This window comes from Hymenobacter sp. BT559 (assembly GCF_016427535.1).
Classification (GTDB): domain Bacteria; phylum Bacteroidota; class Bacteroidia; order Cytophagales; family Hymenobacteraceae; genus Hymenobacter.
On sequence record NZ_JAELXV010000003.1, the window covers coordinates 387913 to 406402 of the forward strand.

An 18490-nucleotide genomic window follows, 5' to 3' on the forward strand; every position below is an offset into this window, starting at 1 on the left:
CACCCGTTTTGACGCATCTACCCCGTCTCTTGCCACTGGCCGCCCTAGGGCTGCTGCTTGCGCCTGCCGCTGCTCACGCCCAACAGTACCAACCCACTGCTACCGGCCTGCGGGTCAGCACCGATTCGCTCACGGTGGAGGTGCAGTTTTACTCTCCCGAGATAGTGCGCGTGCTCAAGCAGCCCAAGAACGTGGAGGCAGCGAAAAAGAGCTTGGTAGTGACGCAAGCGCCCGCGCCGGGCAAGCTGAAATACAGCCAGAAAAATGGCCAGGTGACCATCAGCAGCCCCACTACCCAGGTAGTGGTGAATGAGAAAACCGGGCAGGTAAGCTTTCGCACGGCGAAGGGCCAGCCGCTGCTGAGCGAGCAGGCCCTAGGGTCGCGCTTCACTCCTAAGAAGGACCTAGGTGCTGCCACCTACCGCGTACGGCAGGTGTTTCAGCTGGCGCCGGGCGAGGCCGTGTACGGCCTGGGCCAGCACCAGGATGGCCACCTCAACTACCGCGGCCAGAAAGTGCTGATGAAGCAGAAAAGCCTGGACATCGCGTTGCCCGTGCTGCACTCGGGCAAGGGCTACGGCGTACTCTGGGACAATTACTCGACCACTAATTTCAGCGACGCGGCCGCCGGCACGGTCTTCGATTCGGAGATTGGCGACTGTGTCGATTACTACCTGCTCAACGGCCAGGGCACTGCCGATGGCGTGGTGGCCCGCTACCGTCAGCTGACGGGGCAGGCGCCCATGTTTCCGCGCTGGACCCTAGGCTTTTGGCAAAGTAAGGAGCGCTACAAAAGCCAGGATGAAACCGTGGGCGTGGTCGAAAAATACCGCGCCCTAGGCGTGCCCCTCGATGGCATTGTGCAGGACTGGCAGTACTGGGGCGAGGACAACGACCTCTGGAACGACATGGCCTTCAACAACCCCAAGTTTCCTAACCCGCAGGCCATGGTAGACCGCGTGCACGCGCTGCACGCCCACCAGATGATTTCCGTTTGGCCCTCGTTTGGCAAGAAAAGCAAGCCTTACCAGGAGCTGGCCAGCAAGGACATGCTCTTTGACTTCATCACGTGGCCGCGCACGCCGCACGTGAAGGTGTACGATGCTTTCGACTCCGCCGCCCGCGACATTTACTGGAAGTACCTCAACCAGGGCATCTTCAAGCTCGGCATGGATGCTTGGTGGATGGACGCCACCGAGCCCGACCAGCTCCAGCCCTTTGACACCGACGATGACAATGAAACGGCCCTAGGTAGCTTCCGCCGCGTGCGCAATGCCTACCCGCTCGTGGCCACCAGCGGCGTCTATGAGCATCAGCGCCAGGCTACTAGCGATAAGCGCGTGTTCATCCTCACGCGCTCGGCCTTTGCCGGGCAGCAGCGCTACGGCACCATGGTGTGGTCGAGCGACGTAGACTCGCGCTGGGACGTGCTAGCCAAGCAAATCCCGGCTGCCCTCAACCTCAGCCTGACGGGCTTCCCGTACTGGAACAGCGACATCGGCGGCTTTTTCCCCAGTGGGCAGTACCCCAAGGGCGTGAAAGACCCGGCTTTTCAGGAGTTGTACACGCGCTGGCAGCAGTTCGCGGCCCTCACGCCCATGATGCGCAGCCACGGCGAGTACACGCCCCGCGAAATCTACCAGTTCGGCGAGCGCGGCACTTGGGCGTTCGACTCGCAAGCCAAGTTTATCGACCTGCGCTACCGCCTGCAACCCTACCTCTACTCGCTGATGTGGCAGGTGACTAGCCGCGCTGGCACGCCCATGCGCGCCCTGGCGATGGATTTTGCCAACGACCCGAAGGTGACTGATATGGGCAGCGAATACATGTTCGGCCCCGCCTTTTTGGTGCGCCCCGTCACGGAGGCACAGTACGTGAACCGGCCCGATAGAAACGTGCCCGTACCGCCCGACTTCTCGAAAACGAAAGGGGTGGAGGTGTATCTGCCGGCCGGCGCCAGTTGGTTCGATTTCTGGACCGGCAAGCGCCAGACGGGCGGCAGCACCGTGCAGCGCGAAACGCCCATTGATATCATGCCGCTTTACGTGCGCGCCGGCTCGGTGCTGCCCCTAGGGCCGCGCCAGCAGTACACCGGCGAGAAGGCGGATGCCCCGCTTGAAATCCGCGTGTACCCCGGTGCCAACGGCGAGTTCACGCTCTATGAGGATGAGAATGACAACTATAACTACGAAAAGGGCGCCTTTGCCACGATAAAAATGCGCTGGGACGACAAAGCCCGGCAGCTCACCTTCGAGAATCGCGCGGGCAGCTTTCCGGGCATGCAGCAGGCGCGCACCTTCCGCGTGGTGCTGGTTGATGAGCAGCACGGCACCGGCATAGGCGCCGATGATGCGCCTGCTAAGGACGTGAAATATGCTGGCCAGAAAACGACGGTGAAGCTTTAAAATTAAAATCGACTGTCATTGCGAGCGCAGCGAAGCAATCTCATCCAGACGAGCCATGCAGGTGCGATTGCTTCGCTGCGCTCGCAATGACAGTCGATTTTTACTTATCTAAACTGCTTATGGGCCAGCCAAGCTTTACATATTCCTCTTTATCCACTTGATGAAACGTCCCCTTCGCCTACTATTCCTGCTCCTTAGCGCCCTAGGTGCCGTGGCCGCGCCAGCGGCCGCCAAGCCTCTGAAAGCCGACCCAACCAGCGCTTACCTCTTCGCATATTTCACCGGCAACGACATTAAGGAAGAAGCTATCCGCTTCGCGCTCAGCACCGATGGCTACCACTACCGCGCCCTCAATGGCAATCAGCCGGTGGTTAGCTCGGCTACCATCAGCGAGACGGGCGGCGTGCGCGACCCACACATTTTGCGCGGGGCCGATGGCAAGACCTTCTACATGGTGGCCACCGACATGGTGTCGGCCAAGGGTTGGAGCTCGAACCGCGGCATGGTGCTGCTAAAGTCGAAGGACCTGGTGAACTGGACGCACAGCGCCATCAATTTTCAGAAGCGCTACACTGGCCAGGAAAACCTGAAGCGCGTGTGGGCGCCGCAAACTATCTACGACCCGCAGGCCAAGAAGTACCTGGTGTACTTCTCATTGCAGCACGGCTCGGAGCCCGATAAAATCTACTACGCCTACGCTAATAAGGATTTCACCGACCTAGAAGGCGAGCCCAAGCAGCTGTTTTTCTCGCCCACCAACGGCTCGTGCATCGACGGCGACATCGTGGCCAAAGACGGCCTTTACTACCTGTTTTTTAAGACCGAGGGCAACGGCAACGGCATCAAAATCGCTGTGTCGGACAAGCTCACCAGCGGTTACGTGCTGCGCGACAACTACGTCCAGCAAACCAAGGACCCAGTAGAGGGCGCCGGCACCTTCAAGCTCAACAACTCGAACGACTACATCCTGATGTACGACCTCTACACCAAGGGCAAGTACCAGTTTACCCGCACCAGCGACCTCAAGCGCTTTGAGGTGGTAGACAAGGACATCAGCATGGATTTTCACCCGCGGCACGGCACCGTGCTGCCCATTACGGCCGCCGAGGCGGCGCGCCTTACCAAGCGCTGGGCCAGCGGCGGCAACCTAGGGCTTGCTCCGACCAAGAAGGCTGACGTACTGGCGCTCATCACCAAAGTAAACGACCACTGGCAGGCCACCCATACGCCCCAGGTGCGCTCGTTTTGGGATGAGGCCGCCTACCAGACCGGTAACATGGCCGCCTTTGGCGTGACCAAAAACAAGAAGTACCACCAGTATGCCGAGGACTGGGCCGTGCACAACAAGTGGCAGGGCGCCACCTCGACCGACCGCGACGACTGGAAATACACCTACGGCGAAACGCCTGACCACGTGTTGTTTGGCGATTGGCAGATTTGCTTCCAGACCTATGCCGACCTCTACAAGCTCAAGCGCGAGCCCATCCGCATTGCCCGCGCCCGCGAGGTGATGGAGTACGAAATGAGCACCACGCGCAGCGACTACTGGTGGTGGGCCGACGGCCTCTACATGGTAATGCCCGTGATGACCAAGCTCTACAACATCACTCAAAACCCGCAGTATCTCGACAAGCTGCACCAGTACTTCGGCTACGCCAACAGCATCATGTACGACGCCGAAACCGGCCTCTACTACCGCGACGCCAAATACGTGTACCCCCAGCACAAATCGGCCAACGGCCAGAAGGACTTTTGGGCGCGCGGCGACGGTTGGGTTTTCGCCGGCCTGGCTAAAGTGCTGGCCGACCTGCCCGCCACCGACCCGCACCGCGCCGAGTACCTCACCAAGTACCTAGGGCTGGCCGCCGCCCTCAAAAAAGCCCAGCAGCCCGAGGGCTACTGGACGCGCAGCCTGCTTGACCCCGCCCACGCCCCTGGTCCCGAAACCAGCGGCACCGCCTTCAATACCTACGCCTACTTGTGGGGCATCAACCACGGCGTGCTCGACCGTAACGAGTACCTGCCCACTGCCCAGCGCGGCTGGCAGTACCTCACTACCACCGCCGTGCAGCCCGATGGCACCGTGGGCTACGTGCAGCCCATCGGCGAGAAAGCTATTCCGGGCCAGGTGGTGGACAAGAACTCGACGGCCAACTTCGGAGTCGGCGCGTTCCTGCTGGCTGCCAGTGAAATGTATCACTTCACCGCTAAAAAATAACGCGTTGATTACTCTTCTTCCCTCCCTGCGGTCGCTGCTGTGCGCGGCCGTACTGGCCGCGCCGCTGCTAGCGGCGGGCCAGGCCAAACCCATTGCCAAGGCCATCAGCCCCGACTTGTTCGGCATCTTCTTCGAGGATATCAACTACGCCGCCGACGGCGGGCTGTACGGCGAGCTGGTGCAAAACCGCTCGTTTGAGTACTCGCCCAGCGACCATGGCGGCTGGCACTCGCTCACCAGCTGGGACTACCTGCACGATGGCTACGCCATGGGCAGCGTGTCGGTAGAAAGTGCTGCCCCGCTGCATGCCAACAACCCGCATTACGTGCAGCTGCGCATCGAAAATCCCTTTCAGAATGGCCTAGGGCTGAAAAACAACGGCTTTGATGGCATTGCGCTGAAAGCGGGCGAGAAGTACGACTTCTCGCTGTGGGCGCGGGTGAAGTCGGGCGCGGCCGTGCCCCTGCTGGTGCAGCTGCGCGATAAAAAAGACAAGGTGCTGGCCGAAACTACGCTGTCGGCCCAGTCCGCCGGCTGGCAGCAGTACCGCGCCACCTTCACGGCCCCGGCCGCCGAGCCCGAAGCTAGCCTCGTAGTGCTGGCCACCGGCAAGGGCGTGGTAGACCTGGATATGGTGTCGCTGTTTCCGCAAAAGACTTTCTACAACCGCCCCAACGGGCTGCGGCCCGACCTGGCCCAAGTAATCGCCGACCTCAAGCCCAAGTTCGTGCGCTTTCCGGGTGGCTGCCTGGCCCACGGCGATGGGCTGGATAACATGTATGACTGGAAAAAAACTGTAGGGCCAGTGGAGCAGCGCGTGGCTCAGCGCAACATCTGGAACTATCACCAAACGGCCGGCCTAGGGTACTTCGAGTACTTCCAGTTTTGCGAAGACATCGGGGCCAAAGCACTGCCCGTGGTGCCGGCCGGTGTAAGCTGCCAGAACTCGGGCGGCTCGTGGCGCATCGGCGGGGTAGGGCAGCAGTGCATTCCGCTGGCCGATATGGCCGCCTACACCCAAGACGTGCTCGACCTGATAGAATATGCCAATGGCCCGGCCACCTCGACCTGGGGCGCCAAGCGCGCCGCGGCTGGCCACCCCGCGCCCTTCAACCTAGAGTATGTCGGCATCGGCAACGAAGACAAAATCACGGAGGGCTTTGAGGAGCGGTTCAAGATGATTTACACCGCCGTGCACGCCAAGTACCCTAAGATGCAGGTGATTGGCACCGTAGGGCCCTCGCCTAAAGGCGAGGACTACGACAAGGGTTGGGCACTGGCCGGCCAGCTCAACGTGCCGCTCGTGGACGAGCACTACTACGAAAAGCCCAAGTGGTTTTTGACCAATAACCGGCGCTACGATACTTACGACCGCAAAAAGCCCAAGGTGTACTTAGGCGAGTACGCCTCGTGGGGTAACACTCTCTTCAACGCCGTGGCCGAGGCCGCCTACATGACCTCCTTGGAGCGCAACGGCGACGTGGTGCGCCTGGCCAGCTACGCGCCCCTGCTGGCCAAGGAAGGCCACACGCAGTGGAACCCCGACCTCATCTATTTCAACAATAGCACGGTAGTACCCACCGTGAACTACTACGTGCAGCAGCTCTTTGGCCAGAACCAGGGCACCGACTACGTAGCTGGCGTAGTAGCGCCGCCCGCCGGCGCTGTGGCCGACACCACCGTGGCCGCCTCCTGCGTGCGCGACGCCAAAACCGGCGACGTAATTCTGAAGCTGGTGAACGCCAGCGCCACCGCCCAGCCATTCCAAGTCGATTTGTCGGGCTTGAAGGGGCTGAATATGGCCGCTACGCGTACCGTGTTCACCGGCGATAAGGACGCGAAAAATACCTTCGCCAGCCCCAACACAGTGATGCCAAAAACTGCCGCCTACAAAGCAAAGTTGCGCTTCTCCTACGAGGCGCAACCATACTCGCTAACGGTAATCAGGCTGCGCGGCAAGCGCTGAGTATAAAGTCAATGCAAAGGTCACCTGTCATTGCGAGTGCAGCGAAGCAATCGCACCTGAGCGGAACCCGAACGGCTCGTCCTGAGCGATTGCTTCGCTGCGCTCGCAATGACAAGCGGCTTTTGTCAGAGGCTTAATTAACTAATCAAAACATTCTTCCATTTCCACAACCACCCCCACCTATGCCCACTTCTTCCTTTCGTCGCCTCACCCTCGCGGCGCTTGGCCTAGCTGCGCCACTAGCCGCTGCCCAGGCCCAAACTGTGCAAATGACCGTGCAGCCCGGCGACCCCAAGCTCATTGTGAGCAAGCACATTCAGGGGCAGTTTGCCGAGCACCTAGGGCGCTGCATCTACGACGGCTTCTGGGTTGAGCCCGGTATGAACGTGCCCAAGCAGGGCCGCATCCGCATGGATATTGTGGACGCACTTAAGAAAATTCACGTGCCCAACCTGCGCTGGCCCGGCGGCTGCTTTGCCGACACTTACCACTGGCACGATGGGGTGGGGCCCACCGCTCAGCGCCCCAAGATGCTGAACTTGTGGTGGGGCAATACGCTAGAGGACAATAGCTTCGGTACGCACGAATTCTTAGAGCTGTGCGGCTTGCTCGGCACCGAGCCCTACCTGGCCGCCAACGTGGGCAGCGGCACCGTGCAAGAAATGAGCAACTGGATGGAGTACCTCAACTCGAACGAGGACACCCCCATGGTGCAGGAGCGTAAGAAAAACGGTCACGCCGAGCCTTATCAGGTATCGTGGTGGGGCATCGGCAACGAAAGCTGGGGCTGCGGCGGCAACATGACGGCCCAGTACTACACCGACGTGTACAAGCGCTACGCCACCTTCGCCCACGACTACCCTGGCACCCGCCTCAAGAAAATCGTGAGCGGCGCCAACGGCGACGACGCCAACTGGACCGAGACCTGCATGAAAAACATCCCGCTCAACCAGATGTGGGGCCTCACGCTGCACCAGTACACGCTGCCCACCGGCAGCTGGAGCGGCAGCAAGGGCAAAGCCACCGGTTTTGGCGAGCAGGAGTATTTCAACACTATGCGCAACGGCCTGCGCATGGACGCCATAGTGGCCAAGCACGCCGCCATCATGGACAAGTATGACAAGAACAAGCGCGTGGCGCTGCTCGTGGATGAGTGGGGCATCTGGACCGACGTAGAGCCCGGCACTAACCCCGGCCACCTCTACCAGCAAAACACCCTGCGCGACGCCCTGCTGGCCGGCACTACCCTCAACATCTTCAACAACCACTGCGACCGCGTGAAGGGTGCTAACCTCGCACAGGCCGTGAACGTGCTGCAAGCCTTGGTGCTGACCGACAAGGAGAAGATGCTGCTCACGCCTACCTACCACGTCTTCGACCTCTACCAAGTGCACCAGGATGCGCAGTACTTACCCCTGCAATTCACTAGCCCCGACTATACTCTAGGTGGCGAAAAAATCCCGGCTCTGAATGCCTCGGCTTCGAAAGACAAAAACGGCGCGGTGCACATTTCGCTGGTCAACCTCGACCCCAAAAACGCGCTCACTCTCGAAACCGCTCTGCCCGGCGTGAGCTTCAAAACCGTGACCGGCCGCATGCTGACCTCGGCTAGCGTGAGCGACTATAACACCTTCGACAAGCCCAACAACATCAAGCTAGCCGACTTCAAAGGCGCCAAGAAGAAGGGCGACAAGCTAGCCGTGACCCTGCCGCCCAAGTCGGTAGTAGTGGTAGAACTGAAGTAAGCAATGGCTGGTCTGCTCGCCCTAGGGTGAGTAGACCAGCCATTGCTACGTTAAGCGAGCGCGTAGTGGTAGTGGCGTCTCTGCAACGCTAGACAGTGGAAGTGGCTCAGTAGATGGCAATGATGGTCGGTGTTGCGCCGCAGAGCGTGCACGGCCAAGTATGAACCAGTAAAAAGCAATCGCTTATGCCGAGTCCTAGGAAGTTATTTTGGGTTATGTGGCTGGTGCTCGTGGTGGGCCAAGCCAGCTCGCTGGCCGCGCAAGGCCTCGACAAAGCTGTGCTGCTGCAAGGCGTGGGCAAGCTGCCCACACCCGTCGAGCCAGATTTTATGGCAACCACGATTACCCTCAACGAGCAGCCCGAGATTATTCTCACAGTCGAAGCTAACCCGGATGACCTCAACCAGTCGCTTCAGCTCATTGCCTTGGCTAGCGGCCGGCTAGGGCAGGGTAAGCTACTGGCGTTTAGCACGCCCGCGTATTTTCATCAGCCACTGGTGCAGCAGGCCGAGGTGCGGCAGCTGTTGCTAAATTGCTTGAGCTGGGGCAGCAGTGCCCGCCACAAGCGCGTGCAGGTATGGGGCGGTGATGCCGCTCTCACCACTTTTATGACCCAGCAGGGGCGGGCCAAACTGGTGGGTACGGCCGGTGCGCTCGACCCTTCGGCCGATGTGCTGCTGCTAAGCCAAGAGGTAACTGATACGGCCACGGTGCGCCGCATTGAGGGATTTGTACGCCGAGGCGGCACGTTGCTCTACGCTTACCCGCTGCCTAATGGGCCGCATACGCCCGCCCAAAAGCAGTCTGAAGCGCGATTTAATCAACTGCTGCGCAAAGCTGGGCTGATGCAAAGTGATTACTTCACCATGCGTTATGCTAAGCCCACCCACCTGCTTGCCGGCCCCGTGCCACCGTATTTGGGTATTCGTAACATGCTGGCAAGTGTGGAGGAAAAGGTTTACCAGATGCCACTCGCCCCAATGAAGGGGGGCTATATCTTCAACTATACCCTAGAGCAAGTCTTAGCACTGAATCCGGCTGACGCGCCCATTCAGCGGCGAATCAGGCAAGTAGCGCACTACCGACCCGATTCGCTGTTGGTGCCCACGCCTGAAAAACCAGTGAAAGTGGGCGGCAACTATTCAGTCTACATGCTCCAGCACCTATTGCGGGAAAACCAACTGCGCGAGCACCCTGACCCGGCCTACGTGGCGCCCGCCGCGGCCACGTTTCCGGGGCCCGTGCCGGCCGCAGCGCCTCGCCTTACTACTGAGTTAGTGCTGCCTGTGCGCGTGGGCACCAATGGGGTGGTGGAGCCGAGGCCAGGCTACCGCTTGGCGCATGGCACGGGCCTGTACGTGGCGCCCGGCGAAAAGGTAGTTATTTACTTGGCCGCCAAGGACGCGAGGCACCAGCTGGCGGCTCAGATTGGTGTGCATAGCGTCGATTTAACAAACAACCAGCGCTTTACCCGCGAGCCCTTTGACCTGACGCGCCGCTTCGAGCTGAAACCGGGACGCACCGAAATCTACTCGCCTTACGGCGGCGCGCTGCTAGTAAATATCCCCGATACGTCTTCGCTGAAGGAGTTGCGCATTAAGGTGGAAGGAGCCGTGCGGGCCCCGCGCTTCGAGCTTGGTAAAACCAGCCTTGCCGAGTGGCAAAAGACCATCCGGCAGTACCCCGCGCCCTGGGCCGAGTTGGTGAGCAACAACATCAGCCTGACGGTGCCCTCGGCGCGCATCCGTGCCCTCGACGACCCGGCCAAGGTATTAACGTTCTGGGATGCTGTGCTGGCTACTAATGCCAAGTTGGCCGCCCTCCCCGCGCCCCGCGGCCATCCCGAGCGCCTCGTTGTAGACCAGCAGTTGCCGGACGGGGCCTATATGGCTACAGGTATTGACCGCATTTTTGTGCCCGACGACGAGAGCTGTGCGCACATGCTGGACGCGGATTTTATGTGGAAAAATGGCTCGTGGGGCCACTTCCACGAGATAGGGCACCGGCACCAGTTTTTGGGCATTGACTTTGACGGACTGAGCGAGGTCAGCGTCAACCTGTACACGAGGTATGTGTTTGATAAGCTGCTGCACAAGGGACTGTATACGAACAACCACGAGCGGCTACGCAGCAAGCAGCAAGTAGCTGAGGAAGTAAAGAGATACCTAGACAGCTCACCTTCCTTCGAGAAGTGGAAGGCCGACCCCATACTAGCCCTGGCTATGTACGTGCAGCTGATAGACGCCTTTGGCTGGGAACCCATCGAGCAGGTGTATCGGCAGTACCGGCAGTTGCCGCGCAGCCAGTACCCGGCCACCGAGGCCGCCAAGCGCGACTACTGGTTTTCGGCCATCAGCACGGCCACGCGGCGCAACCTAGGTCCCTTCTTTGCCCAGTGGCGGGTGCCGGTGGGGGAGGAAGCCGCCCAACGGGTAGCCAACTATCCCACCTGGCTGCCTACCGAGATGCAGAAAAAATAGGAAACGGCGGCCCTAGGTGGGTTTAGTGGATGAATAGTTTGCTAAGCGCCTAGCACAACAGGCCGCGGCGCAAGCCGCGAAACAGTAGCTGGTTGCGGGCCGGTATGCCCAAAGCTGGTATGGTGGCTTGTCAAATATGGCCCCCTCATTCAGCGAAAACCGACCCGCCCACCCCCGCGAATGGGCGGTAGTATTGTAGCTGCTAGCTCATAGCCCGTCCGCGAGCAATGACGCTACGGCACGTCTGCCTTTTCCCACCTTCACTATGTCCGATTTCCGTTTGCCGCTTGCGGCGCTGCTACTCACCAGCGGCCTAGCTGCCGCCCAGGCCCCCGACCCCGCCGAGTGGCAAAACCCGCAGCTAACCCAGCAGGGCCAGGAGGCACCCCGCGCCAGCTTCCAGCTTTACGACCAGCCGGCCGATGTGGCTGCCGACGACTACGCCCGCTCGCCCTGGTACCAAAGCCTGAACGGCACCTGGAAATTTAGCTACGTGGCCCGGCCCGCCGAGCGGCCCATAGACTTCTTCCAGCCCGGCTTCAACGATGCCAGTTGGAAGACCATCCAGGTGCCAAGCAACTGGGAAATTCAGGGGTTCGGGATTCCGATTTATACTAACATTACCTACCCCTTCCCGCGCAACCAGCCCTTCATCGACCCGAGCAACAACCCGGTGGGCACCTACCGGCGCAGCTTCTCGGTGCCGGCCGGCTGGCAGGGTAAAGAGGTGGTGCTACACTTTGGGGCCATTTCGGGCTGCGCGTTTGTGTATGTGAATGGGCAGCGCGTGGGCATCAGCAAGGCAGCCAAGTCGCCGGCCGAGTTCGACATTACCAAGTATCTTAAGCCCGGCGACAACCAACTGGCGGTGCAGGTGATGCGCTGGCACGATGGCTCGTACCTCGAAGACCAGGACTTCTGGCGCCTCTCGGGCCTTGACCGCGACGTGTACCTCACGGCGCTACCTAGGCACACGATTTGGGATTTCTTTGCCCACGCCGACCTCGACCCGAGCTATAAAAATGGTCAGTTTTCGGCTGACGTAACACTGCGCAGCTTCGGTAGCGCGCCCGCCGCTCGCCTCACAGCCGAGGTGCTTGACCCTAGCGGCAAGGTGGTGCTGCGCCAGCAGCAGGCCGTGGCCGCGCCCACTAGCGCCGCTACGCAGGAGGTGAAGTTGAGCGGCTCTATCAAAAACGTGCGCCCCTGGAGCGCCGAGGTGCCCACGCTCTACCAATTGCGCCTGACCTTGGCCGATGGTCAGGGCAAAACGCTTGCTGTGACGGGCAGCAAAATCGGCTTCCGCAAGGTCGAAATCAAGAAGGCCCAGCTGATGGTGAATGGCGTGCCCGTAGAAGTGCACGGTGTGAACCGCCACGAGCTAGAGCCCACCACCGGCCGCGTGGTTACGGAGGCTGGCATGCGTCGCGACCTAGAACTGATGAAGCAGCACAACATCAACGCCATCCGTAGCTGCCACTACCCCGATGATGAGCGCTGGCTGCGCCTGTGCGACGAGTTGGGCTTCTACCTCGTGGACGAGGCCAACATCGAAACCCACGGCTACGGCGCCGAATTTCAGGGCTGGCTTGACAAGAGCAAGCACCCCGCCTACCTGCCCGAGTGGAAGGCCGCCCACCGCGACCGCATCAGCCGGCTGGTCGAGCGCGACAAGAACCACGCTTCGGTTATCATCTGGAGTATGGGCAACGAGTGCGGCAACGGCCCGGTGTTCCACGAAGCTTACACCTGGCTCAAGCAGCGCGACCCCAGTCGGCCCGTGTCGTTTGAGCAAGCCGGCGAAGATGTCGATACCGACATCGTGGCGCCCATGTACCCCCGCATGAGCCACATGCGCAAGTACGCTGAGGCCACCGACAAAACCCGCCCCTTCATCATGTGCGAGTATTCGCACGCCATGGGCAACAGCAGCGGCAACTTTCAGGAGTACTGGGACCTGATACGCGCCCACCCACACATGCAGGGTGGCTTTATCTGGGACTGGGTTGACCAGGGCCTGGCCACCAAAACCCCCGATGGGCGCCCCTTCTTCGCCTACGGCGGCGACCTAGGCGGCTACCACCTCCAAAACGACGAGAACTTCTGCGCCAACGGCCTCGTGGCCGCCGACCGCACGCCGCACCCCGGCCTGCTCGAAGTCAAGAAGGTGTACCAGGATATCCGCTTCACGGCTGCTCAGCCCGCCAGCGGGCGCGTGACGGTTCTCAATGGGTTTTCCTTTAAAAACCTCGACGACTACACCTTCCGCTGGGAGCTACTGCGCAACGGCGCGGTGGCCAAAACTGGCACCTTCGCGGTGGGCAAGCTCGGCCCGCGCCAACAGAAGGAAGTGAAGCTGGCCCTGCCCGCGCTGAAGCAAGAAGCAGGTACCGAATACGTGCTCAATGTATTTGCCACCACCAAAGCCGCCGCGCCGCTACTGCCGGCCGGCCACGAGGTGGCTCGCGAGCAGTTTGTGCTCACGCCGGCCACGGCCTATTTTGCAGCGGCCCCGGCGCCGGCGGGCACCCTCGACATAAAGCGCGACGGCGATAAGCTGACCTTCACGGTGGGCGATGTGCGCGGCGAGTTTAACACCCGCAGCGGCCGCCTCACCGACTACCGCCTGAAAAACCAGTGGGTAATGAACAACTACCCCGAGCCCTACTTCTGGCGCGCCCCCACCGACAATGACTTTGGCAGCGGCATGCCCGAGCGCCTAGGGGTGTGGCGCGGCGCCCACGCCAACCGCCCCGTGCAGCGCGTGACGGTGGGCGAGCAGTCGGCCGCCGGCCTGCCCATCACGGTCGAGTACCGGCTGGCCGACCTAGGCGTGCCCTACACCGTGGCCTACCTCGTGCAGCCCGATGGCGCGGTGCGCGTCACGGCCAGCCTCGATATGCAGGATAAGACCCTGCCCGAGCTACCGCGCTTCGGTATGCGCCTGGAGGTACCTAGGCGCTTTGACCAACTGCGCTACTACGGCCGCGGCCCCCACGAAAACTACAGCGACCGTAACTCGGCGGCTCTGCTCGGTACTTATCAAGATTCAGTGCGGCGCTCATTCCCCGGCACCTACATCCGGCCCCAGGAGTACGGCTACCACACCGATACGCGCTGGCTCACCCTCACCGATGCCGCCGGCCAGGGCCTGCGCGTGGAGGGCGCCGGCCAGCCCATCTGCTTTAGCGCCTTGCCCTTCCGCACCGAGGACCTAGACCCCGGCCTCAGCAAAAAGCAGCAGCACCCCACCGACCTCAAGGCGCACGGCCAAACCTGGCTGCACCTCGACCTAGCCCAGCGTGGCGTGGGCGGCGACGACAGCTGGGGCGCCCTGCCCCACGACCCCTACCGCCTACTGGCCAAGCAGTACAGCTACAGCTACACCCTGCGCCTGGTCGATGACAAAAAGCCGCAGCCTTAGGTAGCGTTTAAAAACGCTTGTCATGCTAAGCGCAGCCGAAGCATCTCTACCGCCTCGTTGGACAGCCCGGATGAAGCGATAGAGATGCTTCGGCTGCGCTCAGCATGACAGACGATTTTTGCGTAAGCTTCTGAATAACAAACTAGCGTCTGCTTATCATGGGGACTTCTTTTATTGCCAGCATATTACTGGCTACTGGCTGCCTTGCTGGGCAACCTAGCAAGGCTCAGCGAGCGCCCATTGCGCCTCTTGCACCGGTGACTCCAGTAGTAGCTCCGCCTAGGTCAGGCTTAGAAGTTGAGTCTCAACAGAAGCAGCCGGCTACTTCGGCGCCTACGGCCACCACGCCGCCCCAGCGCCGGCCCACTAATTCAGAGCCAGTAATCATTCTGAACGGACGCTACCTCATGGGAATGAATGCCCTAGGTGCTATGAATCCGCAGCAAATAGATAGAATTGAAGTTTATAGAATAGACAGTGGCCCCGTGAAATGGCGCACTCTAGCTGAGCCCGGTATTATGAGCATAACGATGAAAGCCAAGCCCAGGCTTAAGTTGAAAGCGAGGTCACTGGTGGCCATCAAGCGTGGGCTGGGGCTGCATGGCCCAGTCAGGTTTGAGTTTAATGGCGCTCCTATCCAAGATGAATCGCTGCAAATAGCTACTAGTGAAATCGCGAGCCTTGATGTAACTCAGGCTACCCCAGGCACCGCCGATAAGACTGTCGTGAATATCCGCTCGGTGCCCTACAAGCCGGCGCCGCATCACTACCCACCCGGCACCATCATGATTCGCGGCCTAGCACAGCAGTAATTCTTAGCCTTAATAATGCCTACAAAGCTCCTTTCGCAGTTTTTGCTGCTCACACTGCTCATTACCACCCTAAGTGCCCGCGCCCAAACGCCCGTGGGCCTGGGCTGGGCCAAAAACAACGTGAACGGCGCGATTTTTCGCAAAAACTCGGTGGTGAGCCAGGGCCAAAATCAGTATGTGGCCTACTACGACTCGGCGGGCTACGTGACCCTAGGTAAGCGCCGCCTGCCCAATGGCCCGTGGCAGGTACAGCGCACGCCCTACCAGGGCAATGTGAAGGACGCGCACAACGTCATCAGTCTCATGGCCGACGGCGCGGGCTACCTGCACCTGAGCTTCGACCACCACAACAACCCGCTGCACTACTGCCGCGGCACTGCGCCTGGCTCGCTGACGATGGGCACCTTAGAGCCCATGACCGGCCAGCAAGAGCAGAAGGTGAGCTACCCCGAGTTTCACCGCTACCCCTCGGGCGACCTGCTCTTTATGTACCGCGACGGCGGCTCGGGCAACGGCAACTTGGTGCTGAACCGCTACGACGTTAAGACAAGAAAATGGACGCGCCTGCACGATGTGCTCATCGATGGTGAGGGCCAGCGTAATGCCTACTGGCAGGCCTGCATCGACCCTAAGGGCACCATCCACGTGTCGTGGGTGTGGCGCGAAAGCCCCAACGTGGCCTCTAACCACGACATGGCCTACGCCCGCTCCGTAGATGGCGGCCGTACCTGGCAGAAGAGTACAGGCGAAGCCTACGCGTTGCCCATCACGGCGGGCACGGCCGAGTACGCCGCCCGCATTCCGCAAAACTCGGAGCTCATCAATCAAACCACTATTACGACCGATGCGGCGGGCGCGCCCTACATCGCTAGCTACTGGCGGCCGCAGGGCACACAGGTGCCGCAGTATCAGCTTATCTATCTCAAAGACAAACAGTGGCGGACTGCTCAAATCAGCCAGCGCACTACGCCCTTTAGCCTGAGCGGCGTGGGCACGAAGAAGATTCCGATTTCGCGCCCGCAGTTGCTGGTGGCTACCCAAAAGGGCCGTACGGCCGCCTACCTGCTCTTCCGTGACGCCGAGCGCCAGGACCGGGCCTCGGTGCTGCAATGCGCCGACCTAGACAAGGGTACTTGGACCGCCGCCGACCTCACCTCTACCACCGTCGGCAACTGGGAGCCCAGCTACGACACCGAGCGCTGGAAAAAGGAGCACGTCCTGAGTCTCTTCGTGCAGCGCACCGGCCAGGGCGATGGCGAAACGCTCGAAAACTTGCCCGCCCAGCCTGTATATGTGCTGGAGTGGCAGCCGGGCCAGCCCGTGCAGCCCGCCGCCCTAGGTGCCCTTGCAGCGCCCGCGGGCGCGCAAGGCCAGCCTGCGCCGCCTTCGTACCAGGGCTGGAAACTGGTGTGGGCCGACGAGTTCAATAAAAAGGGTCGCCCCAACCCGCAGAACTGGCAGTTTGAAACCGGCTTCCAGCGCAACCACGAGCTGCAGTGGTACCAGCCCGAGAACGCGCGCTGCGAAAAGGGCTTGCTTATCATCGAGGCCAAAAAGGAAAACCGGCCCAACCCCACGTACCAGGCCGGTAGCACCGACTGGCGCACCAGCCGCCCCACCATCGAGTACACCGCCGCCAGCCTCAATACTAGCGGCCGGCACCAGTGGCAATACGGCCGCTTCGAGATGCGTGCCCGTATTGACGCTCGCCCTGGCCTATGGCCCGCCTTCTGGACCCTAGGGGTAGAAAAACCCTGGCCCAGCAACGGCGAAATCGACATCATGGAGTATTACAAGGGCAAGATTTTGGCCAACGTAGCCAGCGGCACCGACAAGCCCTATACCGCCAAGTGGCACTCTGAAACCAAGCCCGTGGCCAGCTTCGCCGACCCCGACTGGGCCAAGCAGTTTCACGTGTGGCGCATGGACTGGGATGCCACCGCCATTCGCCTCTACGTCGATGACCTGCTGCTGAATGAAACGCCTCTCACCCAAACCGTAAACCAGGACGGTACGGGCTTCAACCCCATGATGCAGCCTCATTACTTGCTGCTCAACCTGGCCCTAGGTGGCGACAACGGGGGCCCACTCGCCGATACACCGCTGCCCAGCCGCTATGAAATCGACTACGTGCGCGTGTACCAGCAGTAGGCTTGCGGCCGCCAGGCCGGCGTAACTTGGCTGGCCCGCCGCCATGCAGCTATGTGGTTGGCTTTGCGTCTTCTGGTTATGCCTACTCGTCGTCATTTTCTCACTGGTTCGCTCACCGGCCTGGCTTTGCTCGCTATGCGCCAGCCACTTGCCGCGGCCGCGGCCCGCACCTACACCAACCCCGTGCTGGCCGGCAACTTCCCGGACCCCTTCGTCTTAAAGCACGGCAAGCGCTACTACGCCTTCGGCACCACCGGGCGCGGGCGCACCAAGGATGGCCGGGTTTTCACGCTGTTGCAGTCAGAGAATCTAGTCGATTGGCGGCCCCTAGGTGGGGCGCTTTTGCCGCCAGCCGGCAGCGAGGAATTTGATTTTTGGGCGCCCGAAGTGGTAGAGCACAACGGTACTTTCTACATGTATTACTCGCGCGGCGGCGGCGCCATTGGGGCCACCGTAGGCCACCGGCTGCACGTGGCTACCAGTGCTAAGCCCGAAGGTCCCTACACCGAGGTGGCCGCCCTGCCGGTGCCCGACAGCCAGTTTACCATCGATGCCCACGCTTTCAAAGACACGGATGGGCAATGGTACCTGTTCTACGCCCGCGACTTTACTGACACCAACGACGGCTACTACCCCGGCACCGGCCTCGTAGTAGACCGCCTCACCAGCATGACCCAGCTGGCCAACGCGCCTCGCACCGTGCTGCGCGCCCGCCACAGCTGGACGCTTTTCGAGGCCAACCGCCTGATGCCGCTCTACGATAACCGCACCTTTGCGCAGTGGCACACGCTGGAAGGTCCCTTTGTGCGCCGCCACGAGGGCAAGTACTACTGCTTCTTTAGCGGCGCCAATTTCCTCACCGACCGCTACGGGGTTGATTACTGCGTGGCCGACCACGTAATGGGGCCCTACGTCGACTCGGGCTCCGATGCGGGGGCGCGGGTGCTGCACTCGGTGCCCGGCCACGTGCGTGGCCCCGGCCACCACAGCCACACCATGAGCCCCGATGGCCGCACCGAGTACCTCGTGTACCATGCCTGGAACGCCGCCATGACGGAGCGCGAGCTCTGCATCGACCCCCTGGCCTGGACCGCTGACGGCCCTAGGTGCCTCGGGCCCACTTATACCCCGCAGCCCCGGCCTCGGTAGGGTGGGGGTTTCACTCAGGTCTGTAGCTTCTTGTACGTTAGTGCCAATCTCTATCGACGGAGCAACGCGTTGCAACTGTTCCACAATTTCGGACTGGTTCTAATTGCTATTGGGGCAACAGCTAGCGTACGTCATACTGA

General features: G+C 61.1%; 9 protein-coding genes and 1 pseudogene. All 10 read left to right on the plus strand.

Going from position 1 to position 18490, the window contains the following annotated elements; all coding sequences use genetic code 11:
• The first annotated feature begins 8 nt into the window (after positions 1-8).
• The 10 genes and pseudogenes from JAO77_RS12455 (at position 9) to JAO77_RS12495 (ending at position 18350) form a co-directional block, all read left to right on the plus strand.
• Entirely contained in the window at positions 9-2405 is a 2397-nt protein-coding gene (locus JAO77_RS12455; protein WP_198990700.1) for a glycoside hydrolase family 31 protein, read from the plus strand.
• 160 nt (positions 2406-2565) lie between these two features.
• Complete coding sequence (locus tag JAO77_RS24145; protein ID WP_235998398.1) at positions 2566-4623, plus strand: glycoside hydrolase family 88 protein; 2058 nt, start codon at positions 2566-2568, stop codon at positions 4621-4623.
• 4 nt (positions 4624-4627) lie between these two features.
• A complete protein-coding gene (locus JAO77_RS12465; protein WP_198990701.1) occupies positions 4628-6589 on the plus strand; it encodes an alpha-L-arabinofuranosidase family protein in 1962 nt (653 codons plus the stop codon).
• Between the two features lie 182 nt (positions 6590-6771).
• The gene (locus tag JAO77_RS12470) at positions 6772-8334 is read left to right on the plus strand and encodes an alpha-N-arabinofuranosidase (RefSeq protein ID WP_198990702.1); all 1563 of its coding nucleotides are present in this window, start codon (positions 6772-6774) and stop codon (positions 8332-8334) included.
• Between the two features lie 215 nt (positions 8335-8549).
• A complete protein-coding gene (locus JAO77_RS12475; protein WP_198990703.1) occupies positions 8550-10814 on the plus strand; it encodes a M60 family metallopeptidase in 2265 nt (754 codons plus the stop codon).
• 265 nt (positions 10815-11079) lie between these two features.
• Positions 11080-14238, plus strand: a complete 3159-nt coding sequence (lacZ, locus tag JAO77_RS12480; protein ID WP_198990704.1) for a beta-galactosidase, LacZ type — start codon at positions 11080-11082, stop codon at positions 14236-14238.
• Positions 14239-14396: 158 nt separating this feature from the next.
• On the plus strand, positions 14397-15050 hold the full coding sequence (locus JAO77_RS12485; RefSeq protein WP_198990705.1) for a hypothetical protein: 654 nt from the start codon (positions 14397-14399) through the stop codon (positions 15048-15050).
• Positions 15051-15065: 15 nt separating this feature from the next.
• Positions 15066-15998, plus strand: a pseudogene (locus JAO77_RS24150) (BNR repeat-containing protein); the annotation flags it as partial.
• 345 nt (positions 15999-16343) lie between these two features.
• Positions 16344-17201, plus strand: a complete 858-nt coding sequence (locus JAO77_RS24155) for a glycoside hydrolase family 16 protein (protein ID WP_370550217.1) — start codon at positions 16344-16346, stop codon at positions 17199-17201.
• A gap of 78 nt (positions 17202-17279) precedes the next feature.
• The gene (locus JAO77_RS12495) at positions 17280-18350 is read left to right on the plus strand and encodes a glycoside hydrolase family 43 protein (RefSeq protein ID WP_198990707.1); all 1071 of its coding nucleotides are present in this window, start codon (positions 17280-17282) and stop codon (positions 18348-18350) included.
• Positions 18351-18490 lie beyond the last annotated feature (140 nt).